The 24,712-nt window shown below is 59.7% G+C and carries 20 protein-coding genes and 4 pseudogenes; 15 read left to right on the plus strand and 9 right to left on the minus strand.

All coding sequences use genetic code 11. From position 1 onward, the window contains the following. The first annotated feature begins 7 nt into the window (after positions 1–7). From WJ542_RS06085 to WJ542_RS06095, 3 genes are read left to right on the plus strand one after another with little or no spacing between them, the layout of a single operon-like run. Positions 8–1,087, plus strand: coding sequence for a quinone oxidoreductase family protein (locus WJ542_RS06085; RefSeq protein ID WP_411188425.1), 1,080 nt, complete (start codon positions 8–10; stop codon positions 1,085–1,087). Positions 1,088–1,099: 12 nt separating this feature from the next. Next, complete coding sequence (locus tag WJ542_RS06090) at positions 1,100–1,477, plus strand: VOC family protein (protein WP_411188426.1); 378 nt, start codon at positions 1,100–1,102, stop codon at positions 1,475–1,477. 2 nt (positions 1,478–1,479) lie between these two features. Continuing rightward, positions 1,480–2,439, plus strand: a complete 960-nt coding sequence (locus WJ542_RS06095; protein WP_411188427.1) for an oxidoreductase — start codon at positions 1,480–1,482, stop codon at positions 2,437–2,439. 31 nt (positions 2,440–2,470) lie between these two features. Here WJ542_RS06095 and WJ542_RS06100 read toward each other — a convergent pair whose 3' ends face one another. Beyond that, positions 2,471–2,611, minus strand: a complete 141-nt coding sequence (locus WJ542_RS06100) for an SDR family oxidoreductase (protein WP_411190489.1) — start codon at positions 2,609–2,611, stop codon at positions 2,471–2,473. Here WJ542_RS06100 and WJ542_RS06105 point away from each other — a divergent pair. The 4 genes and pseudogenes from WJ542_RS06105 to WJ542_RS06120 form a co-directional block, all read left to right on the plus strand. Beyond that, a pseudogene (locus tag WJ542_RS06105) lies at positions 2,606–3,136 on the plus strand (IS5 family transposase); the annotation flags it as partial. The gene WJ542_RS06100 and the pseudogene WJ542_RS06105 overlap by 6 nt on opposite strands. 698 nt (positions 3,137–3,834) lie before the next feature. Further along, the gene (locus tag WJ542_RS06110; protein ID WP_411188428.1) at positions 3,835–4,761 is read left to right on the plus strand and encodes a class I SAM-dependent methyltransferase; all 927 of its coding nucleotides are present in this window, start codon (positions 3,835–3,837) and stop codon (positions 4,759–4,761) included. 360 nt (positions 4,762–5,121) lie between these two features. Further along, complete coding sequence (locus tag WJ542_RS06115; RefSeq protein ID WP_411188429.1) at positions 5,122–5,505, plus strand: hypothetical protein; 384 nt, start codon at positions 5,122–5,124, stop codon at positions 5,503–5,505. A 205-nt stretch (positions 5,506–5,710) separates the two neighbouring features. Next, complete coding sequence (locus WJ542_RS06120) at positions 5,711–6,586, plus strand: lipid A biosynthesis lauroyl acyltransferase (protein ID WP_411188430.1); 876 nt, start codon at positions 5,711–5,713, stop codon at positions 6,584–6,586. A 1,594-nt stretch (positions 6,587–8,180) separates the two neighbouring features. On the opposite strand, the gene WJ542_RS06125 is transcribed toward WJ542_RS06120, so the two are convergent. The 3 genes from WJ542_RS06125 to WJ542_RS06135 form a co-directional block, all read right to left on the minus strand. Continuing rightward, complete coding sequence (locus WJ542_RS06125) at positions 8,181–11,255, minus strand: efflux RND transporter permease subunit (protein WP_411188431.1); 3,075 nt, start codon at positions 11,253–11,255, stop codon at positions 8,181–8,183. Continuing rightward, positions 11,252–12,211: an efflux RND transporter periplasmic adaptor subunit gene (locus WJ542_RS06130; protein WP_411188432.1), complete on the minus strand. Its 960-nt coding sequence runs from the start codon at positions 12,209–12,211 to the stop codon at positions 11,252–11,254. The genes WJ542_RS06125 and WJ542_RS06130 overlap by 4 nt, the downstream gene beginning before the upstream one ends. 89 nt (positions 12,212–12,300) lie before the next feature. Beyond that, complete coding sequence (locus tag WJ542_RS06135) at positions 12,301–13,665, minus strand: TolC family protein (RefSeq protein WP_411188433.1); 1,365 nt, start codon at positions 13,663–13,665, stop codon at positions 12,301–12,303. Positions 13,666–14,016: 351 nt separating this feature from the next. Between WJ542_RS06135 and WJ542_RS06140 the strand changes: the two genes are divergently transcribed. After that, positions 14,017–15,078, plus strand: a complete 1,062-nt coding sequence (locus WJ542_RS06140; protein ID WP_411188434.1) for a YncE family protein — start codon at positions 14,017–14,019, stop codon at positions 15,076–15,078. A 390-nt stretch (positions 15,079–15,468) separates the two neighbouring features. On the opposite strand, the pseudogene WJ542_RS06145 reads toward WJ542_RS06140, so the two are convergent. Then, positions 15,469–16,075: pseudogene (locus WJ542_RS06145) on the minus strand (integrase core domain-containing protein); the annotation flags it as partial. Positions 16,076–16,133: 58 nt separating this feature from the next. Further along, the gene (locus tag WJ542_RS06150) at positions 16,134–16,397 is read right to left on the minus strand and encodes a hypothetical protein (protein WP_411188435.1); all 264 of its coding nucleotides are present in this window, start codon (positions 16,395–16,397) and stop codon (positions 16,134–16,136) included. A 137-nt stretch (positions 16,398–16,534) separates the two neighbouring features. On the opposite strand from WJ542_RS06150, the gene WJ542_RS06155 reads away from it, so the two are divergent. Both WJ542_RS06155 and WJ542_RS06160 read left to right on the plus strand, forming a co-directional pair. Next, positions 16,535–17,932 (plus strand): HdeD family acid-resistance protein, encoded by a 1,398-nt coding sequence (locus tag WJ542_RS06155; protein ID WP_411188436.1) that lies wholly within the window; start codon positions 16,535–16,537, stop codon positions 17,930–17,932. A 145-nt stretch (positions 17,933–18,077) separates the two neighbouring features. Beyond that, the gene (locus tag WJ542_RS06160) at positions 18,078–18,221 is read left to right on the plus strand and encodes a hypothetical protein (RefSeq protein WP_411188437.1); all 144 of its coding nucleotides are present in this window, start codon (positions 18,078–18,080) and stop codon (positions 18,219–18,221) included. 182 nt (positions 18,222–18,403) lie between these two features. Here the strand turns inward: WJ542_RS06160 and WJ542_RS06165 are convergent, their stop codons facing one another. The 3 genes and pseudogenes from WJ542_RS06165 to WJ542_RS06175 form a co-directional block, all read right to left on the minus strand. After that, positions 18,404–18,757, minus strand: a complete 354-nt coding sequence (locus tag WJ542_RS06165; RefSeq protein ID WP_411188438.1) for a hypothetical protein — start codon at positions 18,755–18,757, stop codon at positions 18,404–18,406. Between the two features lie 155 nt (positions 18,758–18,912). After that, positions 18,913–19,040, minus strand: a pseudogene (locus WJ542_RS06170) (LysR family transcriptional regulator); the annotation flags it as partial. A 75-nt stretch (positions 19,041–19,115) separates the two neighbouring features. Continuing rightward, entirely contained in the window at positions 19,116–19,580 is a 465-nt protein-coding gene (locus tag WJ542_RS06175; RefSeq protein ID WP_411188439.1) for an Rrf2 family transcriptional regulator, read from the minus strand. Positions 19,581–19,676: 96 nt separating this feature from the next. On the opposite strand from WJ542_RS06175, the gene WJ542_RS06180 reads away from it, so the two are divergent. The 5 genes and pseudogenes from WJ542_RS06180 to WJ542_RS06200 all read left to right on the plus strand — a co-directional run bounded on the left by WJ542_RS06180 (position 19,677) and on the right by WJ542_RS06200 (position 24,494). Then, the gene (locus tag WJ542_RS06180; protein WP_411188440.1) at positions 19,677–20,582 is read left to right on the plus strand and encodes an NAD(P)/FAD-dependent oxidoreductase; all 906 of its coding nucleotides are present in this window, start codon (positions 19,677–19,679) and stop codon (positions 20,580–20,582) included. Between the two features lie 83 nt (positions 20,583–20,665). Beyond that, a pseudogene (locus tag WJ542_RS06185) lies at positions 20,666–20,932 on the plus strand (lipid II flippase family protein); the annotation flags it as partial. 177 nt (positions 20,933–21,109) lie between these two features. Beyond that, a complete protein-coding gene (locus WJ542_RS06190) occupies positions 21,110–22,678 on the plus strand; it encodes a recombinase family protein (RefSeq protein ID WP_411188441.1) in 1,569 nt (522 codons plus the stop codon). Beyond that, positions 22,675–23,583: a plasmid partitioning protein RepB C-terminal domain-containing protein gene (locus tag WJ542_RS06195; protein WP_411188442.1), complete on the plus strand. Its 909-nt coding sequence runs from the start codon at positions 22,675–22,677 to the stop codon at positions 23,581–23,583. The genes WJ542_RS06190 and WJ542_RS06195 overlap by 4 nt, the downstream gene beginning before the upstream one ends. Then, positions 23,580–24,494 (plus strand): plasmid partitioning protein RepB C-terminal domain-containing protein, encoded by a 915-nt coding sequence (locus WJ542_RS06200; RefSeq protein ID WP_411188443.1) that lies wholly within the window; start codon positions 23,580–23,582, stop codon positions 24,492–24,494. The genes WJ542_RS06195 and WJ542_RS06200 overlap by 4 nt, the downstream gene beginning before the upstream one ends. The last annotated feature ends 218 nt before the right edge of the window (positions 24,495–24,712 follow it).

The following is a 24,712-nucleotide window of genomic DNA, read 5'->3' on the forward strand; positions in this document are numbered from 1 at the left end:
GATGGCGATGAAAGCATGGCAACTCGAGAGACTGGGCGCGACGCTGCAGCAGGTTGATCTTCCGACGCCCGAACCGCGTGCGGGAAGCGTGGTCGTTCGCATGGAAGCGTCCGTGCTGATGTCCTATATGGATGCCTACGTGGCAGGACAACTGCCGATCTACCATGCACCCGACCGGCCGTTTATTCCGGGCGGCAATGGCGTCGGCGTTGTTCACGCCGTGGGATCGGACGTCTGGCACCTGAAACCCGGTCAGCGCGTGGTGGTTTCCTCGCATGTCGTGGCGCAGGAGAACGTCGCCGAACCCGGGCAGTTTCTGCTGGGAGTGACGGCGCTCGGTGCGGTCGCACAAGACATGCAACGGGACTGGTCGGACGGCACGCTGGCCGAATATGCTCTGTTGCCGGCAACGACCGTCACGCCGATCGACGGGCTAGAGGATCACGATGCGGCCAGTCTGGCCAGCAGCATGCGCTATATCGTGCCTTATGGTGGTTTGCTGCGCGGCCGCCTTGCTGCTGGAGAAACGCTGGTGGTTTCAGGCGCCACGGGCGCTTATGGCACTGCGGCGGTGTTGCTCGGCCTGGCGATGGGCGCGGGGCGTGTCGTAGCGGTTGGTCGTAATGCCGATGCGCTCGCCGCGATCGCCAGGACGGGCGGGGCACGTGTCGTGACGGTGCCGGCGACCGGCGATGCTGCGGCCGACACGGCCCGCATCCGCGAAGCCGGTGGCGGCGCGGACCTGGCCTTCGATATGGTCGGCGGTGCGACCAGCCCGGACATGACGCTGGCCGTGCTCCGCAGTCTGCGTCGCGAAGGGCGTCTGGTCCTGATGGGCTCGATGACCGTGCCGCTGCCGATCTCCTATCTGGAAGTCATGTTCAATGGCTGGGAGATCATCGGCAACTTCATGTATCCGCGCAGCGCGTACCGCCGTTTGTTCGATCTCGTGCGTGCCGGTCTGCTGGATCTCGGCGCGATCCGGGCGATCACACTGCCGTTCAACGAACTCCCCCGAGGGATGCGGATGGCGGCCAAGGCAGGCAGTTTCGAGTGTGTCGTGATGCTGAATCAGGAGCAAGCATGAGCATCCTGAGTTATGCCTTCCGTCGATGTGACCTCCGACCAGCTCGACGCCATGGTGACCTTTTACGAAGCCATTCAATCCACTAGGTGCCGTCGCCGGATCGCAATGCCGCAAGCCGGAGTCCATGTCGCCGTCGTTGGCAGCTTCGTGTTGCTGGCTGGAGACGACGCTACGCTTGAGCCGTTACGTCCGGTTCAGGCCGTGCTCACAGTCGATTCGCTCGACGATATTGCCTCCGTGCTCGAGGCGCAGGGTGCAGAGATCGTCAAGGGCATTCATGAGAGTGCCGCCGGTGGTCGCAACCTGCTTGCCCGACATCCGGATGGGCTTGTCACCGAATACTACGAGCCGGCTGCCGTGCTTTCTTCGACCGAACAGACAGGAGCTTGATAATGACCACGATGCAGGCACCGCTGAACTCTGGGTTCGGATTCCATTCGGCAGCAGCCGATGTCATACAGGGCGTCGATCTGACTGGGAAAATTGCTATCGTGACGGGCGGATATTCGGGTATCGGAACGGAAACGACACGGGCGCTCGCGCAGGCCGGTGCCACGGTTGTCATTCCCGCACGCGATCTGGACAAAGCGCGTCAGGCACTCGACGGTATCGACCGCCTGGAATTCGCGGCGCTCGATCTGCTCGATCCGCTCTCGGTTGATGCCTTTGCCGAGGCATTCCTGAGCAGTGGCCGTCCGCTGCATTTGCTGGTCAATAGCGCAGGGGTGATGGCTTCGCCGTTTGCGCGGGACGGTAAGGGTTACGAGCTACAGTTATCCGCGAACCATATCGGGCATTTCAGGCTGGTCGCGCGTCTGTGGCCCGTGCTTCAGCGCGCGCAGGGTGCCCGTGTCGTTGCGCTGTCCTCTGGCGCGCATCGCAGGGCCGCGTTCGATTTCGACGATCCGCATTTCCATCGGCGCGCCTACGACCGGTGGATCGCCTATGCACAGGCCAAGACGGCAACGGCGCTGTTCGCCGTTGAACTCGATCGGCGCGGCGCGGCTGACGGTATTCGGGCGTTCTCGGTCCATCCGGGGCGGATCGAGACCGGCCTGCAGCGGCATATCAGCCTCGCCGACTTGCAGGCCTTGGGGTTCAGAAACGAGCAGGGCGAGATTCCGGCCGAACAGCGGCATTTATACAAGAGCGTCGCGCAGGGTGCTGCGACGACGGTATGGTGCGCCACGAACCCGATGCTCGACGGCAAGGGGGGAGTCTATTGCGAAGACTGCGATATTGCCGTAGCTGTCGATGCAGATCACACGGACTTGAACGGCGTGCTGCCGTGGGCGCGGGATACGGAGGCGGCTCGGCGGTTATGGACCCTGAGCGAGGAATGGCTCACCTGACGCCTCGCACGATTTTGCCTCGCATCGCTAGTCAGGCAGTCTGGATGGTCCCGCCATCGAGGACGTAGTCGACGCCGCAAGTGAAGCCTGCCCGCTCCGAAGCAAGAAATGCAGTCAGTTCCGCTACTTCCTCGGGCATGCCTGTACGACCGACCGGGACGCCGCCCAGCATGCAGGCGTATGGGGTCGGTTGCACCTGGCAATGCTGCGCCGACTGCGTGAGCACGACCAGGTTGATTGGGAGCGAGCGAGCCTTGATGCGGCCAGCGTTTCCAGCTCCCTGGGGCTGGAACCCGGCGCCAACCCGACAGACAGGGGCAAGCTCGGGTCGAAGCGGCACATCGTCGTAGATGCGCGAGGTATTCCGCTTGCTGTCACGGTCACAGAGGCCAACCGGCACGACTCGATGGCGTTTGAGTGGACAGTCGATGCCATCCCGGCGATGTCTGGACTGAATGGCCAGCCCCCCAATAAGGGCTACGACTTTGCCCGCTGTCGGCGTTACCTGAGGCGGCGCGGAATCGTGGCTCGTATCGCTCGCAAAGGGGGAGAGAGCAAGGAGCGGCATCGCTGGGTCGTCGAACGCGCTCATGCCTGGTTTGCCGGTTTCGGCAAACTGCGCATTCGTTTCGAGCGTCGTCTCGACATTCATGTTGCGTTGCTCTCCCTCGCTGCCGCTGTCGTCTGTTCACGCTTCGAGAGGGTAGCCGCGCTTCCTTCCGGAAATGCGGCCTCGAAGAACCGTACGTGCGAGTTTCGCCGCATACGGCTCGCGCGCGGCATTAAGCATCTCACCGATGCCGGTTGCCTCGTGCATCGGCAATCTTCGCTGGTGTCACATCGTTGATTCGTCCCGCTACCGAGACAAGGGTGCTGAACCGTGGCCCAACCGGTCTCTCACCAGCATCCCTTCAGTGAATCCCTGATGCGGGCCTACGATAGCCGCACCACGCGCATGTCAGCACCCTTTCAGGTCGGAGCAAATTTTGAATCCTTATGCCACTCGTTACGGGCACCCTTCGCTTCTTGCGCGTTCTCACTCCCGCTTTCCCAGCAGCGTTCCTTGCGGTTCACCTGCCGCCCCCATGTTGAATCAGCGAGACGGCGAAAAATCAGGGTTCCCGCGTCTCCATCCATCTCTACCGACCCGACTACTCCCGGGCCTGTCCGGTTAGCACCTGCTTCTTCCCCGGTGGCTGTCTGACTGGCGAAGCTGCCGCGCGCAGCTCACGGTATGAGCATCGCCAATACGGACGGAGCCCTTAAGGTTGCCATAAGTTCTGGCCGATATAGTTCAGGCTTACAAAACAACCCTCCGAACAACGCTTTGTTTCGGTCCTGAATGGGATCAGCTTATCCAGCGAATTTCCAGGCATTCTAGTGGACCTGCAATCGATGAACACCAAGCGAGAAGGCATCCAATCCGACCTCTGGGCCAATTGGCTTCTGCGTGAGCGATTTGCCGGCGATCCCGCTCACGAACGGGCTTTCCGTGCCGATATCAGTCGATATGCCGATCGTGTCATCGACGGTGCCAGGCTTGGGGCAGGCATGACCCTTGTCGACGTTGGCACGGGCGATGGACTGGTTGCGTTTCGCTCGATAGACCGCATCGGCCCCTCTCTGCAAACGATCCTGATTGATATTTCCGCAACGTTGCTTCAGCATGCCGAAGCAACCGCGATCCAATGCGGGGTTCGAGAACAGTGCACTTTTACCCAATGCTCAGCCGAGGCGCTTGAGGGCATTGGAAACGCCAGTGTCGATGCTGTTACGACCCGTGCGGTGCTGGCCTATCTACCCGACAAACCTGCCGTGCTGCGCGAGTTTTACCGTGTCGTGAAGCCTGGCGGGCGGATTTCCATCGCCGAGCCTATCTGTCGTGATGACGCGCTCGACGTAGTTGCCTTGAAGAAGACGGTCGACGCGCTTCCGGCCGGTACTGACGATCATATTTCCCGTCTGCTTTATCGCTGGAAAATCACGCACCTTCCCGGTACCGACGAAGGTATCGCAGCGAATCCGGTCACCAACTATAACGAACGAGACCTGGTGCGCTATGCCATGGATGCGGGGTTTACAGACATCCACATGGAATTTCATATCGACGTAGGTCCTTCGCCCACCACGTCGTGGGATGTTCTGCTGAAAAATCCGCCTTTCCCATGGGCACCGCCTCTTGGAGAGTTGCTTCACAATACGTTCACCAGAGAAGAGGCTCAACGCATTGAGCAAGCATTACGTCCGCTTCTCACTTCTGGCCAGCAATCCTTCGCCATACGTACTGCATTCCTGAGCGCGACAAGGCCACTTGCGTCATAGCAGGTGTGCTGCCGCAGATTCCCGATGCGAAGATGGCCTCGGCTCGCCATCTGGCGGCGTGTCTGGGCGATGAGTGGTTCGGATGAAGCGAGCGGTTTGTGCTGCGAATGCTGAATAAAAAATGGACGGTCCGCGGAAAGCGCCTGCGCGAACGCCAACATGAACAGATGGAACAGTAAGAAAACAATCACTCGATCGGAGGATACAGCTCAGCGTACCTTAAGCTTCCGGTGTTATCGTTGGATGGTATGCGTTGGGGAAAGATTTTTCTTCATACCAGTGCATATTTCGAACTGCGAATTGCAGCCGGGGTTTGAGCTGTGCCATCCGGTCGCCGAACAAGCATCAGGAAGAGTGTCCGTGCGCTATGACAAGAGTGCCAGGTTGATTCGTATTTTCCGCACCCACCTTTTCGTGGCTTCGCTTTCTGCGATTTGCATCCAGTTAATCCTCTTCGTCCCGGCAGCGATTTCAAATAAATCGACAGGACTTCAACTCCCCGAGTCGTTCAGGCTCTACGCTATTTCCCTGATCGTGGCCTCGGTGGTGTGGGTAAAGATCGTTGCTCGACGGGCTTTTGATCGTGCTTTGGCAAACCGGGACGCCGTTTTTTACGACGGTGCCTCACCCACTGTATCCGTTTCAAAGCACTGCATGCGGCGCAGACTTGTGCTGCTCCATGTCGGCCTTTCTGGTTGGTCAAGCGAGCCGGTCGGCCGGCAGACGGGGGGCAGCCGGGACTAGGTGGTTTTCACGGCAGTGCGTTCGACGAGATTGCCCGGACCGTTGCGTCCGTTCAGTCGTACATGCACTCCGGTAAATATTCGATTCGATTATGGCATGTCGGACTGGAACGAAAGCACGCGAATGAAACAGCGATGGACAGGAGGCTCGTCTGCGTCGTGTATGACCTTGCGTTCGAGACTTTGCCATCAATAAGGGACGGGCTTTGAAACACTTCAATCGTGCGCTTATCGTGACGTTGCTGCGCCTACTCTCCGTACTTCCCTATGGGTTCGTAGCGCGGCTCGGAGTGGGTGTTGGAACTGCGTTATATGCGCTGCCGAGCCGCCGCAAGCATATCGTCCATGTGAATCTGCATCTCTGCTTCCCGGAGAAGAGCGGATGTGAGCGGCGGAGACTCGCAAGAGCTCATTTTCGCCATGTTGTTCGCAGCTATCTTGAGAGAGGCATTCAGTGGTTTGGCAATGCCCAGTCGATGCGGGACATCGTGCAAATCGAGAGCAGGATCGATCTTGATGACGAAGTTGCACCACCCACCATCTTCATGGGCTTTCACTTTGTAGGCATTGAGGTCGGCTGCATGCTCTACTCAACCCGCTACCCTGTGGCCTCACTGTACACACGTATGTCGAACACGGTCTTATGCGATGTGGCCAGGCGGCAACGTGGTCGGTTCGGCGCCGAAATGATTGAACGCGCGACCAGTGCACGAAAGATTGTTGGCTTGCTGCGTTCCGGTAAGCCCGTCATGCTTGCAGCGGACATGGACCACGGTGTCGACGGTTCGGTCTTTGTGCCTTTTTTCGATGTTCCCGCGTGCACACTCACGGCTGTTTCGCGGCTGGCGAGACTGGGCGGCGCGCGGGTTGTCCCGTTCGTGACGGAGGTGCTTCCGAAGTATCAGGGGTACAAGCTGACAATTTTCGAAGCACTTGCAGATTTCCCGTCGGGGAATGATGAGGTCGACGCGCGACGCATGAATGCGTTTCTCGAGGAGCAGATCATTAGGCTTCCAGAGCAGTATTACTGGGTGCGCCGACGTTTCAAGCACCGCCCACCGGGAATGGATTCGGTATATTGAGAGTTGTACAGAAGGATTTTCTGGCGCCTGTTCAACTCTGGTAGTTGTTGTTCCTTTCATAACGCCGTCTTCGACACAACCGGGCGATGCTAGTGGCCGCTGCCGTGCCCGCCGCCCCCGCCGTGACCTCCACCGTGTCCGCCCCGACCTCCTGGCCCGTGACCCCACGGACCCCCGTGGTCACCATGCCAGCCACTACCGCCATGCCAACCATCGCCACCGTGCCAGTAGCCGTGGCCATACCGGCCGCCATAATGATCGTAGCCGCCACCGCCGCCCCAAACACCGCCATAGGCGGGTTCGTAGCCCGGTGCGTCGCCATAATAGTTCGTGAACCATGGTTGGTCGTAGCCATATCCATAGTCATATCCATAGCCCTGGTCCAGCGCACATCCCGCCAGTAGTATTGATACTCCTGCCGCAAGAACGAGTTTGTACATTGTGCGTCTCTCCTTCCTGATTAGAGAGGGCCGGGACATGCCAGTTTCTCGAAGGATGGTGAAGTTTATTTAATGTGAACCAGTCCGAATTCAGCTGCGGAGGCGCGGTGGGGACGCTTTGGGAGGTCCACATCGATCCTGGCAATCTCGCCGATTCACGTATCAGGAGGCGATCGAACCAGAACTTCAGAAATACGTATGATTAACCCACAATCGCGCGAGGCACGAACCCGATGATATAAATTGGGGGATATGCGTGTAGGCGTCACCCTCCGGTGGATTTGTATCAATCCATTTCTTTATTGCCAGAGCACTATCATGGTCAACGTCAAAATCAGGCTATAGCAACCTCGTCTGGCACCGCGCCGCACACGGATCGAAGTACCGGGTTGGGGCGGAACGAAGGAGTCGCGGCGGGATGGCTCTCACGAGCAGGGTTGGCGTTGTTTGCCGTTCGTGGAAGGCGCACAGTACGGGATTGAACTCTTCTATCCTCACGACAGCGAGGTTCGGGTCAGCCGCCGTGATGGTCAATTTGTCTTCGAAGGGAGGTTCGGCCCTAACCCCGAAACTGGTGTGAACTGGCCACCATTTCGCGCTTTCGGCAAAGGTTACCATTGCACCTGTTCCATTTCCGGTGACGCTCTACGTGATTGCTGTGCCAGTTCCGCGTTGTGGGCTTTCAGTGTCTCGACAGCGTTCGGAATGGGTTGAAGCAGGTCGGATAGGACGCCGCCGACAAGGGTGCCTGCGGTGCAGCGACATCGGCCGCAGCGTGTGCACCCGTACTTCCCAGGGTGGCAAGGCCGGCCAGTGTGCCAGACAGTCCCGCGATCTTGCGCTCCATCTGATACTCATTTTTTGGGTGAGTTGAGGTTTTCGGCGGAAAGGCGAACGAGGTAAATCCGCCGGCATACGCGCGGCGCGGCGGCTACTCTCCAGGTGCCTTTCATTGCGCCGTGCGAGAAGCTCGTGTCGTGAGGCACATAGCCCCGTTAGTCGGCAGATTCAGATCGCGTCGTTGCTGGCAGCCTCTCCTGCGTTCGTTAAATTTGTAAGAGCCCGTAGTGCCTCGCGTGGCACTGCTTGCAGGGGGCGTCCTACGTTGACCGTTTGCGGTGCCCGACTTCTGGGCGCCCGATCAGGTACGCAGTTCACGACTCCTCCTTCCGGACACGGTTGCGTCCGAGGAGACCAATTGTCACAGGCATGGCGAGCAGTACGAGCGGCAACTGCACGAGCGCCCCCGAAATAATCGCGATAGCCAGCGGCTGCAGCATCTGATCGCCCGATCCGCTGATTGAAGCACCTAACGGAACGAGCGCGAATATCATCGCGAGGGTGCTCATCAGGATCGGACGAAGCCGATTGAGCGCCGCCTCCTGTATTGCGACGCTTGCGCTCATCCCTCTGCGCAGCATCTGGTACTCCGAAACGAGAAAAATCGCCATCTCCGTCGCGATGCCGACGATCATCACCATGCCCATCATGGCCGTGATGTTCAGCTCGACGCCGGTCAGCCAGAGGCCGATGAACACGGCGCCGGTCGAAATAAGCGAGGTGGCCATGATGACCAGCGGAATGGCCAGTTCCCGGTACAGAAATAGCAGGAGAACCAGTTCCGCGGCGACCGCCACCGCGAACACCTTGATCATTCCCCGGGCCGCCATCTGCTGTTGCTGCCAGGCGCCACCGAACGTATAGGTCACGCCGGGCGGAATGATGCCGGGTTGGTCGAGCGCCTGCCTGACGGTGGCAATGGTTGAACCCAGGTCATGCGACCCGCCGATCTGCGCCGTGACGGCGACGATCTGGGCGAGATTGTCACGCGTCAGCTGCGGTTGTCCGGAAACGAACTGCACAGTCGCCACCGTGCCAAGCGGAAACAGCTGACCATCCGGCGTAGTGATCGGGAGTTCGCCAAGCTGGTCCCTGTAGATCGGGTCATGCGGCGCGTCCAGCCAAAGCCTGACCCCGACATCCTGTGTCGTACCGAGGTAACGGGTGACCACCTTGCCGTTCAGATAATGGTAGACCTGTGCCTCGACATCGGCGGATGTCATTCCCTTGAGGGACGCTGCTGCTGGATCGACGTGAATCTCGAGCGCGTCGCCAGCGGGGATCACACCGTCATTCACTGATGCCGGCTCGATGCCCGGAACCTTGCGGATGGAGTCAGCCACCTTCTTCGCGACTTCACCGAGGACATCCGGATCCTTTGCGCTCAATTGCACCACGACGGGTTGCCGACGGCCCACCATGTCGCCGATCATGTCGTCCATCAACTGGTGGGCGTCGAAATCGATTCCGGGCACGAGCTGGGCAATATCACCGGATATGCCATCCATGACTTTCCAGATGTCGGGGCGTTTTGAAGGATCCACTAGATGAACAAAGAAGTCGCCCTGATAGGTTTCCGTGAGATCGCCCCCAAGTCCTCCTCCGGTGCGGCGCGAGTACGTATCCACGTAGGGGCTTTGTTTGAGCAGCGCCTCGACCTGCTGGAGTTCGCGGTTGGTTTCGCTCAGCGACGTGCCAGGTGCCGTGTTGTAGTCGAGCACAAAGCCGCCCTCGTCCATGCGGGGCAGAAAACCCGTGCCGACGTGATGGTAAGCCACATAACCGACACCAGCGAGAACGAGCAGGCCAGGAGCAATCAGCCAGGGACTGCGAAACAACTGGTCGAGCAGCCGCGCATGAACTTGCCGCGCCCGCGTCTGTCTGCCGTGGCCCGGATCCGACCATTTACTGAAGTCGATTAGCATCCGCGCGAGCAGCGGCGAGGCGAATGCGGTGAGCATGAAGGAAATGATCAGCGACACCGCCATCGTCAACGACAGGAACTTGAAAAACGCACCGGTGACGCCGGAAAGGAAGGCGAGCGGAATGAAAATGATGGTGGTGGCGAGTGACGAGCCGAGCAGGGGAGAGAGAAATTCCCGTGCGGCCTTAAGCACGGTTGCATCGGGGTTTTGCTGATCCGGGGCGCCGGCGCGGCGGGCAATGTGCTCGATCATGACGATTACGTCGTCGATGAGCAGTCCGATGGCGGCAGCTATGCCGCCGAGCGTCATGATGTTCAAGGTCATCCCGAACATTGACAGGATCAGAATGCTGCACAGCACGGACATCGGTACGATGATCATGGCCACCGCGGTGACGCGCCAGTTTCTGAGGAAAGCGAAAAGCACGCCTGCGGCGAAGACGAGACCGATGGCGATAGCTTCCTCGAGAGCTGAAATCGACGAGCGGACAAGTTGGGTCTGGTCGTACCATTTGTAGAGGTGAATCTCTTTCGACTGCGTTTTCATAAACGCATCGAGGCGCTGCGTCACCTGCTTCGCGAGGCCCAGCGAATCCGAATGATCCTGCTGAAATACGTCGAACGTGACTGCGGGATGACCGTTATCGCTCACGAGCAGCCATTGAGGCTCCGATCCCATATTGATCCGCGCAATCTGCGCGAGGGGCACGACCCCCCCTTTACCCGTTCGGATCGTCACCTTGCGTACCGCGTCGAGCGAAGTGTACGCATTGTTGCCGACGGCAAGATAGAGCCGATCGTCATCCTCCAGCCGGCCAACCGCTGTGACGGTGTTGGTATCCGACAGGGCGCGGGTGACATCGGCCAGCGTAAGACCATAGGCCTGGAGTGTTTGCGGCTCGACTGAGACCTGCACCTCGGGTGTCTTGCCGCCCAGCACGCCGATGCGTCGAATACCGGCTATGCCGGTCAACAGCGGTCTGATCTGGTAGTACGCGATCTGCCGCAGTTCAGAGGACGGAATACTTCCGGAAACCAGTGCGTACGATACAAACGGCATGATGATGTTCGGGCTCATCTGGATCGCGCTATAGGCTGTTCCCTGGGGAAGATCGGGCATGCGCTGCGCGAAGGCTGCGTCAACGCTCAGCAATGCCTGATTCATGTCGAATCCCCACGGGAAGTCGACGAAGATCTCAGCCGATCCTCGCGAGGTTGTCGACGAAACGTCCACGGCCCCGGGCACCGCACGTGCGGCCGTCTCCAGAGGTTCCGTCACGTCGACGAGCATCTGCCTGGCGGGCATGCTGCCCGCATCCACCTCGATGCGGATGCGGGGGAAACTGGTGACGGGAAACAGTCCTACCGGCAAATTCACGGTGGCATACACACCGGCGAGCGCGAGCACGAAGGCCACACAGAGTACCGGAAGCCGATAGCGCTGAAGCCAGGTGGCAAAGCTCATTGGGCCCCCGCGTCGGACGGAGCGAGTCGAATCCGGTCGCCGTCGTCGAGCTGATAGTTGCCGGACAGCACGACTGGCTGTCCAGCGTTCAGCCCGTCGCCAGCGACGACATCTTCCTTGCCGTGAATGCCGACGATCGTCACAGCCACCTTCCGGGCGGTCATGCCATTGGCTTGCACAATATACGGATGCCCTTTGTCGTCGACCAGAATCGCCGCGTGTGGCACGACATACCCTTCCAGATTGCCGACTGTGATGGTGGCCCGTGCGGTTTCTCCCGAGAGGAGGCAATTCGCGCTTGCCGCGATCTCCACCGGGACGAGACCCGTTGCCGGATCAATCAGTGCGCCGCGCTGCCGGACGGTGCCGGAACACGTCCTCCCCGGGCCAGTGGCCGATATCTGTGCCGGGTTCCCGGGGTTGACCTCGACCGCGGCGGGCGGCACGAGACCGACCTTCAGGACGAGGCCGTCGGGCCTGGCGAGCTCGACCAGAGACGTACCCGCCGACGCGAGCGTGCCAGCGGTCGCCGCAACGTGCACGACGATCGCCTTGTAAGGTGACCTTATGATCGTAATCGCACCGGCACTGTCGGCAGTGAGTGCAGCGAGGTTTGCGTGGGCGTCGCTTGCGGACTTCTGCGCGTCCGCGAGTTGCTGGGCTGTCGCCAGGTGTTGAGCGAACAACTGGCGGGTACGCGACGCTAATTGCTCCGCGACGCGTGCCGCCGACTGAGCCTGCGTGTAGCCCGCTGTCGTCTGTGGGCTTGGCGCAAGCTGCACCAGTGGCGCGCCGGCGTCGACCTGCTCGGCCTCCCGGACGAAAATTATTTTCACGGCTTGCGATGTAGTGGCCGTTACACTATGGATTGCCTGCGCGGGGATCTGCGCAACGCCGTAGGCATCGATCGTGTGCGGCAAGCTCGCGTGGTGCAGTGTGGTGGTCGTGACGAGCACACTGGGCGCGGGACCTGGTGCATCTGCCAGACAACGCGCTGAAAACATGACTAATGTGAGGATGGCAAGGGGTTTGAGAGGCATCGTGATTACCTCGTTTGATCAAGCGGAGCAATGCGGGCCGAGGGTAGTCCGAGACCCAGTTCCAGTGCGAGCGCGACGCGCGCTTCGTCGAGTCCGCGTTCGAGGTCGAACACCTCGGTCGTTCTCTGCAGTGAGGTCGTTTCGTAGTCGGTAAGCGTACGCTGGTCGATATCTCTGCTTTCGTAGGCACTCCTTGCCGTATTGGCGTGAGATCGGGCGGACATTGCTGCTTGCCTGGCTGTCTCAAGAGTCGCGGCGATGCGCTGACTTTTCGCCTGGAGGCCGAGAATGCTGCTGACGGTATCGTCGAGTTGTTGCTGATACTGTTCATGCAGGAGCAGGCGGGTTGCCTGTGTCTGTGCGACCTGCCCCTGGTTGTGGTCGAAAATGGGAAGGTCGAAGGTTACTACCGGGCCGGCTGATCTGATGTCCGACGTATCCGAGCCCCAGGTTCCTCCCAGCACCAGTGCGGGAAACTGTCCGAGGATGGCTGCTCGCACGCTTTCGTCGGCAGAGCGATAACCAAGCTGAAGTGCAACCAGGTCCGGGCGTCGGCTTTGGACATTGGCTACCAGCGCGTCGGAATCGGCGGGAAGGGCGGGAAGGTTGGGTTTGGCAATGGCAAACCGGACCTCGGGCTTCATGCCAAGAAGCGCATCGAGGCTCTGCCAGTTGGCCGACTGTGATTCGCGCAGCGATTCGAGCGACCGCTCGGTCGTGGCCTTTGAATCCTGCACGGGGGCGAGATCAGCAAGGCCCATGTCGCCGGCGGCGACCGCGTTGCGCACGTCGGAAGTCGTTTGCGATACCAGGGCGAGTTCCTCCTCCATGGCGGAGATCGAACGGATTCCCCAGTACAGATCGACAGCGAGAAGTTGTGCCTTTTGCGCAACCTGCCATTCTTTCCAGAGCAGATTGGCATTGACCTGTTCCACGCCGGCGCGCGCGGCGGCAACGCGTCGGCGATAGGTTACGAGCGAGGCAATGTCCTGGGAAAGGGACGCCGTGTACGCGCCGGTGGTGCCGGGGCCACCGAGCAACGCAGCATATCCGAGGCCGACCGATGGGTTGGGAAGCATCGCGCTCTGGATCAGTTGGGCTTCGGCAACTGCCTGTTCGCCTCGCTCGGTCTGTAGTTCAGGGGCGTTGAGTATAGCGAGCAAGCCAATCTGTGCGACGGTCAGCGGTCTGGTGATGTCGATGTCGGTCGCAGCAGTCTCGCCCGCAAGCGCGGGAAGGGTATGCCGGATGTTCTCGATATGCTCCGCAAGCCGGGCGTGTTGCGCTAGCGGCAACGGCTGGTATGACGTGCATCCGGAGATGACTAGTGCAATTGAAAATACAGCCGGATTGGAAAAAATCTTTCTCACGATGTTTCGTAATGCTGTCGCACGAACAGTGTCGTGTGGGGAATCGCAAGGCGGCTAACAATGACCTCATCGCACGCCCACTATCAATCGCCGGATAGTAACTGGCTTTCGGGCATGGCACGTACTGATTTTCAGCGGTTTTTCTCGTAATTTTTGTGTCTTGCAGCGCTTAAGGTTGAGATAAGGCTTGATCGTCTAGACTGTCGCGATTCTGCGATTTCGTCGGGGACTGCGGACTCAATTCCTCCGGAATATCGCCCGGCTTCCGGTTGATCCGATATCTCGATGCGTTGCTTCCCGGTCTGTTGGCTTCCGACAACTGCATGCACTGTTCAACCTATCCGTGCAAATATGCCATTCAACATCTCAACTATCGGCGCACTCATATTCTCTGCGACGTGTGTCGTTACCGCTCATGCGAATGGGCTGGAACATTTCGTCGGCCGAATCGATTTACCCGGCGTGCCACTGAAGAGCTTTGATATTGGCTTTGCAACTGGTGGCCTATACGCATTGGCTGATCGGTCAAATGCCTCAGTCGACCTCGTCAACACACGAAATCACAGGTTCGTGGCAAGACTTGGTGGATTTGAAGGAGCGCAAAGTGATGACCGTGGCGGCCCTAACGGTGTGCTCCTCATCGACGGCCATCAAGTCTGGGCGGGGGACGGAAACAGTAGTGCAAAGATTATCGACATCGCTGCGCACACTGTTACATCGGTTTCGACCGAGGGTGTCAAACGAGTGGATGAACTCGCGTACGATCCGCGAGATCATCTGGTGATTGCCGCTAACAACGCCGACGAACCGCCTTTCGTGACGCTGATTTCATCGCGGCCACCATACGCCGTCCGTTCGAAAATCACATTACCCATGGCAAGCGACGGGATCGAGCAGCCGGTCTGGGACGCGAGAAGCGGCATGGTTTATGTTGCGATTCCGAAGCTCGACAATAAGCCCGCCGATGGAGGAGTCGCAGTGCTGGATCCGAGGCAAGGGCGGCTTGTCAGAATGGATCATGTATCGAAGTGCATGCCGGCCGGACTCGCTGTGGGGCCGGGAAACCAATTGCTTGTCGGATGTAGTGATGATGCCGTGAGTGCGGGCTTTCCCGCACGAACGTTATTGCTCAATGTGGACACCGACGAAGTGAGCCGGACCTTTGGGCAAGTCGGTGGATCCGACGAGATCTGGTATGACCCGGCGTCGGGACATTATGTACTGGCTGCGGTAGGTAACCCCGGTGGACCCGTTGTCGGGATCATTGACGCGCGCCGAGTTCGATGGATAGGCAACGTTCCCACTGGAAAGGGCGCGCATTCGATTGCCAGTGAGAACGGGACCATTTTCGTACCGGTAGGCGCGGGCAGCGCTAACTGCCCGAGAGGATGTATCGAGGTTTTCGGGCATTGAGGATCCGTTGGGCGAATGATCGATCGCACCGTTGCCGATACGCAGCGGACACACTCGTCGACTGGTCGGCGAACGATGCGGCCGGAATGATCAGCGAGATGGCGAAGACCGCGCTGGGAAGGACGAGACTCATGGTATTTCCCCCACGTCCACAGCGTCGAAGGATGCCGGGGCGCATCGACTCCATAGTTCGGTTATGGTCTGCCATCCTTAAGCAATCCTTAAACCATGCTTAACGTGGTGGATAAGGTCGTCTGGCGCGGGGCGGTGTGAATGTTCTTGATGTTGCAGCAGCAAGGGCGGGCCGGTTTATAGTGGAAGGGGAATGGTCGGCTCCGTAGGAGCGCGGCGATTGATGCTGGAGTTGACCCTGTAATCCCGGACACAGCGTCACACTAAAGTTGCCGAATCCATCGAGCGCCGAAACTCGCGGGGCGAGCAGTATTTCAGCACGCTATGGGGATGCTTCTCGTTGTAATGCTTGAACGCGATGGCCAGGTTGCGTGCCGCGGTCGCTGCATCTGGCTCCGGCATGAAGGCGACGTAGTCGCGTTTCATCGTCTTGACAAAGCTCCCGGCCATTCCGTGACTTTGCGGGCTGCACACCGGCGTGGCCAATGGCTTCAGGCCGATGGCCACCGCGAACCGACGTGTCGTCGGCCGTATAGCCCGAACCGTTGTCGCTCGGCCACTCGATTTCGGACGGTGTATGCAACTCGTTGCCAAACCGGTTTTCCACTGCAGCCAGCATCACGTCGTGCACGATGTCGCCGCTGTGAGCAGCCGTCGCGGCCACCCAACTCATCGCTTCACGGTCGCAGCAATCCAGAGCAAACGTCGCGCGCCGCGGTTCGACGTTGTCACAGCGAAATTCGAAGCCGTCCGAGCACCAACTCTGATTGCTGTGCGCTACGACCACCTTGTCGTCGTGGCGATGTTGCGGCCGAGGCGGAATCGCTCGGCGCTGCATCAGCAGCCCGTCCGTGCGTATGATGCGATTGTTGTACTTGGTCGGGGGACGCAGCGCGGCCAGGAGTGGACACTGGTTGAACCGACTAAACCGACGCTCGAACGGCGGCTGAGCGTTTGGGAATCGCCATTCCTTGGGTGGCGAAGATAGCAGCGTCGCCACGCAAAGAGGAAGCGCCCATGTTCGCAAAATAGTGAAAGCCGTCCTGCTCAGACGCCAACCTGTTATCTTTTTGCCGAACAGGAAAGGTTAGGGCGCCATCGTTGTATTCGGCACCCGCTTTCACCCAGCGTTCCGCGCTTTCGCGCACCATCAGACCGGCGTTGATCCATTGGTATCGATCGAACATGACGGCCTCATCGTCAAGTGTCGGGGTTGGCGGTGATTTCGAATGACCGCGCGAAAATGGCGCAATGTAACTGTCCTGCAATACCATACGTCGTATTGAGGGTTTCTAGCCGCATCCGATAGTGAGAGCCGAGAAAGATGGTCAAACTGATCCTGATTCTGCTAGGCACGGACTTTCTGCGCAATCGCTGGTGCAGCCTGATGGTGGCGGGCGTGCTGTTGTCGTTGCTTGGGATCGGCGTGCTCATCGATGCACTGGACGGCGCGCTGGGCTTTCCCATTTCATGGGTTGGCTGGCTTTTGCTCGCCGAGGGGCTCGTGACGCTTTCGGTGGCATGGTCGGGCGTGGGTGGGCAGCGCAGGCTGCGGTATGCGAAGGGAATCACATTCGTCGTCGCGGCGGTGCTGATCCTGGAGGGATCGCATCATGGCCATTTCATTCTTTCTGTGTTGATCGGCGCGGTATTTCTTAGCGATGGCGTATTGCAGGCGGCATCCGCCCTGGTGGTGCGTTATCGGCGCTGGCGCACCGCGCTCGGCTTTGCGATCTTCGAAGTCGCACTGGCCGTCTTCATGTTTCAACCTTATCCGACGCACTATATCGGCACGGTGCCGTATTGCGTCGGCGCGCTGTGCATTTTCGCGGGCTGGAATCTGATTCTTATCGCCTTGCGCGTGCGTAAGCTCACCCGCAACCCCGCGCTATCGGGCGAAGCTGACGCCGCAACGGCGAGCCTCGAAAATGCTCACGATGCACCGGCGCTTCCCGCGTTCGACAAACACGAATGGGACGGTCCGCCTGCCGACGACGAGCCGGCGCTGACGGTGCATGTGTGGACGCCGGTAGGTTCGTCGAAGCAGGAAGTGCAGCGGCGCTTGCTGGTGGATCGGTATATCGCGGCCGTCGGCCGGAACGGCGTGATTTCGACGGGACACGCCGCGCTCGAATCGCCGGGCGGTATATATGTGAGTCTTTATCCGGCAATCGAGATAGATCGTTCTCCAGATGATTTCGCGCGTCTGCTGCGCGCGACACGAGAAAACGATGTGCCCGGCACGTTTCAGCCAAGCTATACGATCGAGTCGAAGGCCTGGTGTCCTTCCACTGTGCGCGTGCGCATTCGCAACTACGATCCGCTGCGACTCGAACGGTTCTGGCGCATCTACAAGGAAGATGCGACCTATAACCTCACGCATCGAAACTGTTCCAGCAGCGTGTCACGCGCGCTCGAAGCGGCACTGGAAGGTGCGGCGGGCCGCCTGTATGGCGCACGCGCGGGCTGGGGCGCCTTGTTCAGGATGATCGTGACGCCGGAATTGTGGGTTGCCGCGCAGATTCGCAAGCGCGCCGTCACCATGGCCTGGACGCCAGGGCTCACGCTCGACTATGCCCGGGCACTCAGCATGATCGCCGATCCGCGGCCTTACGCCTGGCACAAGGTCGCACGTCTGGCCATCGCGACCATGCGCCGGGCGCGGCAAGACTGGCGGGATGAAGCGCGGCACGTGCACGACGACGCGACAAACAAGGCATGAAGGAACGCGACATGGATAAAGGTCTAGATCCTCGGCTTCCTTGCGCGCGTGGCGTTCCTCGTTGGGGCGACGGGCCTTGAGGCGTTGACGTGAGAGTTGGGCGATTACTTCGCCGGTGCTCGCGCCGGGCGGAATCTCGTTGCGAATGACCCTGGACACCATCGGCGGACCCATGCGTATCGACACCACACGCGAGGACGATATCGGCCACCTCGTGCGTGCAATCGACGACGTGGCGCATGGCCTCTGGTCGCGCTCGAATCCGGGTTCGTCTCCGGTTGTCGTCTGATGCGAAAGCCTGGGGGGGACCGCTGTGCATCGTCAAGAGACATCCGTCAGGCCGTGCGTGGAACGGCCGATGCGGGTCGGCTACGGCCAACTGCATCGGGCGGTAGTCGGCCGCCACCAACGGCCAGTCGACACCGACACGTAGATCGTTAACAATCGTGGCTACACATTTGCTCCGGCCATCTACAGATGAAGGTATCGCGAGATTTCGGAATCGTTGTCCGACGAGCCGCACTCACGGCCAAGAATGTCGATCTCTCGACGGTTATGGCGGAATTTAATTTGCGGACATACTTTGACGAATCTAGCAATCTGATCTCGCTTGGTCCGTTTTTCGGCGGAGATGCCGCAGACGCGTGTATGAGGTCTTTGGAAAAGCTCGATCTCGCGTACATCGACGATTTTTTCATCTTCGAAGGGTTTGTGCCCGACTGGTGTTCGGTCGAAGTCTTTTGAAACGCAGCCGCCGACGAAATGCTTGTGAGCGGCCATTAAGAGGCGTTCGCCGCGCGTGTCGACCAGACGCTCAGGCGGCATCTCAACCGCCGAGAACGGACGTCCTGCTAGCGCACATGCTTGAGCCGGCGCTGCCCCCCGTGCCAAGGAGTTTGCGAGTTGGACGCGCCACTAACTCGCGCACAGCGGCACCCGTGATGCCGCGCCGTGAAATTCACATTGTCGACGAGAGAGCGAAGACTCGTTTTCGCGTCGTCCAGGTCCACGAGCAGACGAATCGCCCGCTCGCAATACGCGATGCATCAGGTGTGACGGTGATTCTGTGAGTCGTCCGATTTAGAAGCCTGACGCGCAACTGTGCTTCGCCCATGCGGCGGGGCTAGCGTTGGAGCAACGATCGCTGCCCGTCTTGGCATCAACCCTCGCTGGCACGCGAACGTCACCGACTCGTCGACCGGGACCGGCGCTTCGTCGACGTTGACCTGGACGTGGAGGCTTCGAAGTCGCGCGCGAGCATCGCGATGGTGACTTTCGCGAATCTCGCGAGCATGACGGTCTCGGCTTCCTGGAGCGTCTCTGAAAGTTGCGCATTCACCGCCTGTTCGACAAGACATTCCGGGTGATCGTGCGAAACGAGGTCCGAGAAAAGCGGTGGTTCACCGACTGCGCGATAGACGTCCAATAACGTAATGTTCTCAAGCGGTTTGCCCAATACCCATCCGCCGCCGTGCCCCTTTTCTGACGTGACATAACCCATGTCGCGCAGACCGCCAAACAAGCGTCTAACAACGACGGCATTCGTATCCAGCATCTTGCCGAGCGCTTCGGAAGTCAACGGGCCATCCGCATACTTCAGGTGAATCAGCGCGTGCAGGGCCCGTGATATGCGGCTATCGGTTTTCATCCTGGGGGACTATCTCATGAAACATTTGGAGTTGCGTGATAGTGTAGCACGGCGCTATCATGCAACCAGACAAGTTACTTGAGAAGGAGGAAACCTATGTCAGCACATTACGATGTCATCGTGATCGGTGGCAGCTTCGCCGGTCTTTCCGCCGCGATGCAACTGGTGCGCGCGAGACGGCGTGTACTGGTGCTTGATGACAGGCGTCCACGCAATCGCTTCGCACCACACTCGCATGGGTTCCTCGGACAGGATGGCAAGGCGCCAGCCGAGATCATCGGCGAAGCGACAGCCCAACTGGCGGCGTATCCGACCGCGCGGATCGTCGCGAGGGAAGCCAGCACGGCAGAACGTATCGGTGATCGATTTCTCGTCACACAAGGCGATGGGAGCACTTTGAGCGCGGATCGCCTGATTCTCGCCACGGGCGTTCGCGACGAACTACCGTCCGTGCCCGGCCTTGAAGAGCGATGGGGATTTTCAGTACTGCATTGTCCATACTGCCACGGCTACGAAGTAGGAGACAAACGGCTCGGCGTTCTGGCGACACACGCGCTTTCAGTCCATCAGGCGATGCTCGTTTCTGATTGGGGACCGACGACATGGTTCACGCAAGGCATCGTCCAACCGACGCCCGAAGAGGCTGCTCTGTTCGACACCCGTAACGTGCTCATCGAGCGGACGCCCGTCATCGACATAATCGGAGCTTCCCCCAACATAACCGGATTGCGTCTCGCCGATGACCGGGTCGTCGCTATCGATGCACTCTTCGTCGCGCCCCGGACGCGAATGGCGAGCCCACTCGCGACACAGCTCGGATGCGCGTTCGAAGAAGGACCGATGGGCCCCGTTATCCGTGTGGACGAATGGAAGCAGACGAGCGTGCCGGGCGTGTTTGCCGCCGGTGACGCTTCGAGTACCTGGACAAACGCGACGTTCGCATCGGCCGCGGGCGTTGCGGCAGGCGTCGCAGCTCATCGTTCACTCATCTTCGGATCGTAAGCGGTGAAGCCGATTGCTGTCGCTGCACCTCTTGAGGCGAAGCGCACGCCAGGTAGCCTTCCGCTGCCCACGTCCGTCGAACCGGGATCATCGCCTTGGTTTCCCGGACGGCAAATTCCTTTCAGGGACCATTCATAGCGAAGCGGGTTGAGCTCGATATCGCTCATCACATGGAGCATGGTCTGCTCGGCGACTTTCAGCTTTTCCTGCTGACCGCCATTCTGGCAAGCACTGTCGGCGCGTTTCTAATTCCCACGTTCCGGCGTTATTTCAGCCGCGCTGTTGATCACTTTCAAGCAAATCACTCGATCCCTCGTCTGCTACTCCATATCTTCAATCGTGCAGCCGTGGTTCCTTATGTGGGCGACTGCATATTGCGCGGCGATGCCGTTTCATCAGAAACGCGGTGCGTCCTCTGAAACCAGGAGCTGGCACCCCGACATTCTTCGAAATGCCCAGAAACGGTCATCACACTGAAACGCGATGAGTCGCAGCATCGGCTCCGTAAGGGCTGGTGGGAGAAGAAGATGGCGTTGGAGCCGGTTCGCGAGATACGCAGGGACGGTCGCGACGATCTGGAACCGGTCGCGCAATACCTGCGCATGTCGACCGATCACCAGCAGTACTCAACGGAGAACCAGCGCGCCGCGATTTCCGAATACGCCGACAAACACGCCATGCGTGTTGTACGCACCTACGTCGACGAGGGAAGGAGTGGGCTGACCTTCAAGGGGCGCCCAGGCCTCAAATCCCTGATTGCGGATGTGACACAGGGCCGGGCCGATTTCCATGCAGTTCTTGTTTATGACGTCAGCCGCTGGGGGCGGTTCCAGGATGCCGACGAAAGCAGCTTTTACGAGCAGCTCTGCCGCAGGGCGGGCATCCGGATCATCTATTGCGAGGACGATATTGCCAACGATGGCAGTCCGGTCGCCGGGCTCGTTCGCCAGGTGCGCCGGATGGCATCAGGTGACTTCAGCCGCAACCTGTCCCAGAAAGTGTTTGCAGGACAGCGCACGCTGGTGCTGCTCAGGGTCCGGCAGGGCGGCACAGCGGGCTTTGGCATACGTCGTCAGCTTGTTGATGCGCAACGCCAACCCAAGGAAATCCTTGCCTTGCGACAGCACAAGAGCATCCAGACTGATCGGGTCATTCTCGTGCCTGGTCCCTCAGAGGAGGTGTCGATCGTTCTGAACATGTACAGGCGGTTCGTCGGCAGCCACTGGACCGAGCGCCAGATCGCGGGTTACCTGAATGAACAGGGTATCCGTACCGATCTGGACAGACCATGGACCCGGGGGACGGTCCACCAGGTTCTCACGAACGAAAAGTACATCGGCAACAACGTCTGGAACCGGACCTCGTTCCGGTTGAAAATGGAGCATCGGCGAAATCCTCCAGAGGAATGGGTACGCTGCGACGGCGCATTCGAGCCGGTCGTCCCGCTGGCGCTGTTCAGGGCGGCACAGGAAATCATCGCCGCGCGCCACGCCCGCATGACCGATGACGAGATGCTTGATGCGCTGCGTTCGCTGCTCGCGCGAACCGGATTCCTCTCGGGCTGGGTCATCGACGAACATGAGGACATGCCTTCAAGCGGGGCCTATGCCTCGCGCTTCGGTGGTCTGCTGCGAGCCTATTCGCTGGTCGGTTTTCGGCCCGCGCATGACTACCGATACCTTGTGATCAACGAGGCGCTACGCCGTCTGCATCCCTCTGTTGTCGACGAGATTGTGCATGGCATCGAAGCGGCAGGGGGATGGGTCGCGCGTGGCGAAATTGCAGACCTGCTGCTGGTGAATGGCGAATTCACCGTGTCGGTGGTTGTCGTCCGCTGCCGGTCGACGTGCACCGGACGCCGGCGTTGGGCGGTGCATCTCGATCGAGCCCTGATGCCTGACGTCACCATCATTGTGCGCATGGATTCCACGAACACGTTCGCATATGACTATTTCGTGTTGCCATCCATCGACTTCCCCGAGGACGTGCAGGTGCTCAGGGAAGAGAACCACTTTTTCCTTGAGGCCTACCGGTATGACGATCTGTCGATCTTCTATGGACTGAGCGCACGCACACCCTGCAGGGAGGCGGCATGAAAGATGAAGTGGGCGAAACCGTCGAGCTGATCGACGTCGACCGGATCCGGGTACTAAACCCGCGTGAACGTAACCGCCGGGTTCATCAGGAGATCGTGCGCAGCATCGAATCGGTCGGCCTGAAAAGGCCGATCACCGTATGCAGGACTGACGAGACGGCCCATACAGGAATCTATGACCTTGTGTGCGGTCAGGGCCGGCTGGAAGCGTTCATGATTCTCGGGCAGAAGAAGATTCCCGCGCTGGTGATCTCTGCGCCCGAGCGCGAGTGCCTGATCAAGAGTCTGGTTGAAAATATCGCCAGACGCCAGCCACGCGCTGTGGAGGTGCTGGAAAACATTTCGATCCTGCGGCACCGTGGTTATTCGAATGCGGAAATCGGCCGCAAGATCGGCTGCTCTGCTGAGTGGGTCAAGGAAATTGGGATACTCCTTGATCGTGGTGAAAAGCGCCTGCTGGCGGCTGTTGAGGCGGGCCAGATGCCGCTCAGTCTCGCGGTCGATATCGCGCGAGCGCCCGACGCCGAGTGCCAGACCCTGCTCATGGACGCCTATAACCGCAATGAATTGCGGGGAAGGAAGGTCGCCGTCGTCCGCAAACTTCTCGAACTGCGTGCGAAGTCCGGCAAGACGTTGAGCAACAACGTTTCATCCCGTTCGCGTAGCAAAGCCTACAAGCCGGACGAGCTGCGCAGGCTCTATGAGCAGGAGGCCGCCCGGCATCGGGCCGTCGTCAAGCGGGCAGAATTCACGCAGTCGCGGCTGATCGGCGTCATCGAAGCCTTTCGCGATCTGCTGCAGGTCGATGAATTCGTCGATCTGCTCTCAGAGGAGAGCCGTAATTCGATGCCGGAGTTTCTGAAGCTGGCAGCCCTGAGAAAGGACGGAGCGGGAGTCGGTACATGAACATGCTGCAAACCCCGAAGCCCGTTGCATTGGGCTTCGAGCAACATTGCGTACGGCTTGATCTCGCGTGTCTGCGTCCGAACAAGACGCTCTCCGAGGGCGTATGGAAAAGCGTGAAGTACGCGCAGATCCTCGCTTCGGTGAAGGCCATCGGGCTGGTCGAACCTGTCGTGGTCAGGCAGCATCCCGCCGAAGCCGGCGCCTGGCTCGTTATCGACGGCCATGTGCGGCTTCATGCGCTCAGGGAGTGCGGTGTCGGCTTTGCAGTATGTCTCGTCGCGCTGGACGACGAGAGCTTTACCTATAACCGTCACTTCAACGGGATGGCCGCCGTGCAGGTTCACCGGATGATCGTGAAAGCCCTTGACCATGGTGTTCCGGCGGAAGATCTCGCCTGCGCGCTCGGGATATCGCTGGATGCCATCAAGGTGCGCTTTCGCCTGCTCGACGGCGTCTGTGACGAAGCCGCCACCATACTCGGCGACAAGCAGTGTGCGCTCGGGGTGTTTCAGGCACTGAGGAAGATGAAACCGTTCCGCCAGATCGATGCGGCAACACGGATGGTCGACTTTAACAACTACTCGTCGAAGTTCGCTCAGGCCATGCTGGAATCTTCACCACCCGACCAGCTCGTGGAGAGCGGTCAGGTGGTGCCAAAACGTAACGGCTTCGCCGAAGCCAATGCCCGTCTGGAAAAGGAAGTAGCAACGTTGCAGGCGGAAGCCCATCTTTACGATCAGAGCTATGGGCGCGACACGCTGCAACTGATGATGCTGACCAATTATCTCCAGAATTTGCTGGCGGACGCGCGGATCGTGCTGTGGCTGTCCGAACATCGCCGGGACTATCTGGCGATGTTCAAGAAGATTGCAGAAATCAGGACGCTACCGGCTGGCACAAACGACGCATAGCAGGGTACATCGGCAGTTCTCACGCACTCGCGCGCCGGGTTTTATCGGCATGAATGATGTTGAGCTTTCGTGGTTGGATGTCCCTCGCAGGGTTAGCTCGATGTAGGCGTCACGCATTGCCTGTGCTGATCCTCGCTTGTGCGTCAACGGGTGACGCTGTGCAGCTTCCCGGCGCCATGCACTCGCCGCACCGCCTGGGCGTTCGTGCCTGTGTGTCG

This window comes from Paraburkholderia yinzeri, assembly GCF_046581065.1.
In the GTDB taxonomy this organism is placed as follows: domain Bacteria; phylum Pseudomonadota; class Gammaproteobacteria; order Burkholderiales; family Burkholderiaceae; genus Paraburkholderia.

Coding starts and splice junctions, on each gene's coding strand:
- WJ542_RS06190 (WP_411188441.1), top strand. CDS start 21,110: ATGGCGTTGGAGCCGGTTCGCGAGATACGCAGGGACGGTCGCGACGAT.
- WJ542_RS06150 (WP_411188435.1), bottom strand. CDS start 16,397: ATGTTCGATCGATACCAATGGATCAACGCCGGTCTGATGGTGCGCGAA.
- WJ542_RS06200 (WP_411188443.1), top strand. CDS start 23,580: ATGAACATGCTGCAAACCCCGAAGCCCGTTGCATTGGGCTTCGAGCAA.
- WJ542_RS06155 (WP_411188436.1), top strand. CDS start 16,535: ATGGTCAAACTGATCCTGATTCTGCTAGGCACGGACTTTCTGCGCAAT.
- WJ542_RS06085 (WP_411188425.1), top strand. CDS start 8: ATGAAAGCATGGCAACTCGAGAGACTGGGCGCGACGCTGCAGCAGGTT.
- WJ542_RS06090 (WP_411188426.1), top strand. CDS start 1,100: ATGCCTTCCGTCGATGTGACCTCCGACCAGCTCGACGCCATGGTGACC.
- WJ542_RS06160 (WP_411188437.1), top strand. CDS start 18,078: ATGACCCTGGACACCATCGGCGGACCCATGCGTATCGACACCACACGC.
- WJ542_RS06175 (WP_411188439.1), bottom strand. CDS start 19,580: ATGAAAACCGATAGCCGCATATCACGGGCCCTGCACGCGCTGATTCAC.
- WJ542_RS06165 (WP_411188438.1), bottom strand. CDS start 18,757: ATGCCGCCTGAGCGTCTGGTCGACACGCGCGGCGAACGCCTCTTAATG.
- WJ542_RS06195 (WP_411188442.1), top strand. CDS start 22,675: ATGAAAGATGAAGTGGGCGAAACCGTCGAGCTGATCGACGTCGACCGG.
- WJ542_RS06125 (WP_411188431.1), bottom strand. CDS start 11,255: ATGAGCTTTGCCACCTGGCTTCAGCGCTATCGGCTTCCGGTACTCTGT.
- WJ542_RS06110 (WP_411188428.1), top strand. CDS start 3,835: ATGAACACCAAGCGAGAAGGCATCCAATCCGACCTCTGGGCCAATTGG.
- WJ542_RS06100 (WP_411190489.1), bottom strand. CDS start 2,611: ATGCTGGGCGGCGTCCCGGTCGGTCGTACAGGCATGCCCGAGGAAGTA.
- WJ542_RS06095 (WP_411188427.1), top strand. CDS start 1,480: ATGACCACGATGCAGGCACCGCTGAACTCTGGGTTCGGATTCCATTCG.
- WJ542_RS06180 (WP_411188440.1), top strand. CDS start 19,677: ATGTCAGCACATTACGATGTCATCGTGATCGGTGGCAGCTTCGCCGGT.
- WJ542_RS06140 (WP_411188434.1), top strand. CDS start 14,017: ATGCCATTCAACATCTCAACTATCGGCGCACTCATATTCTCTGCGACG.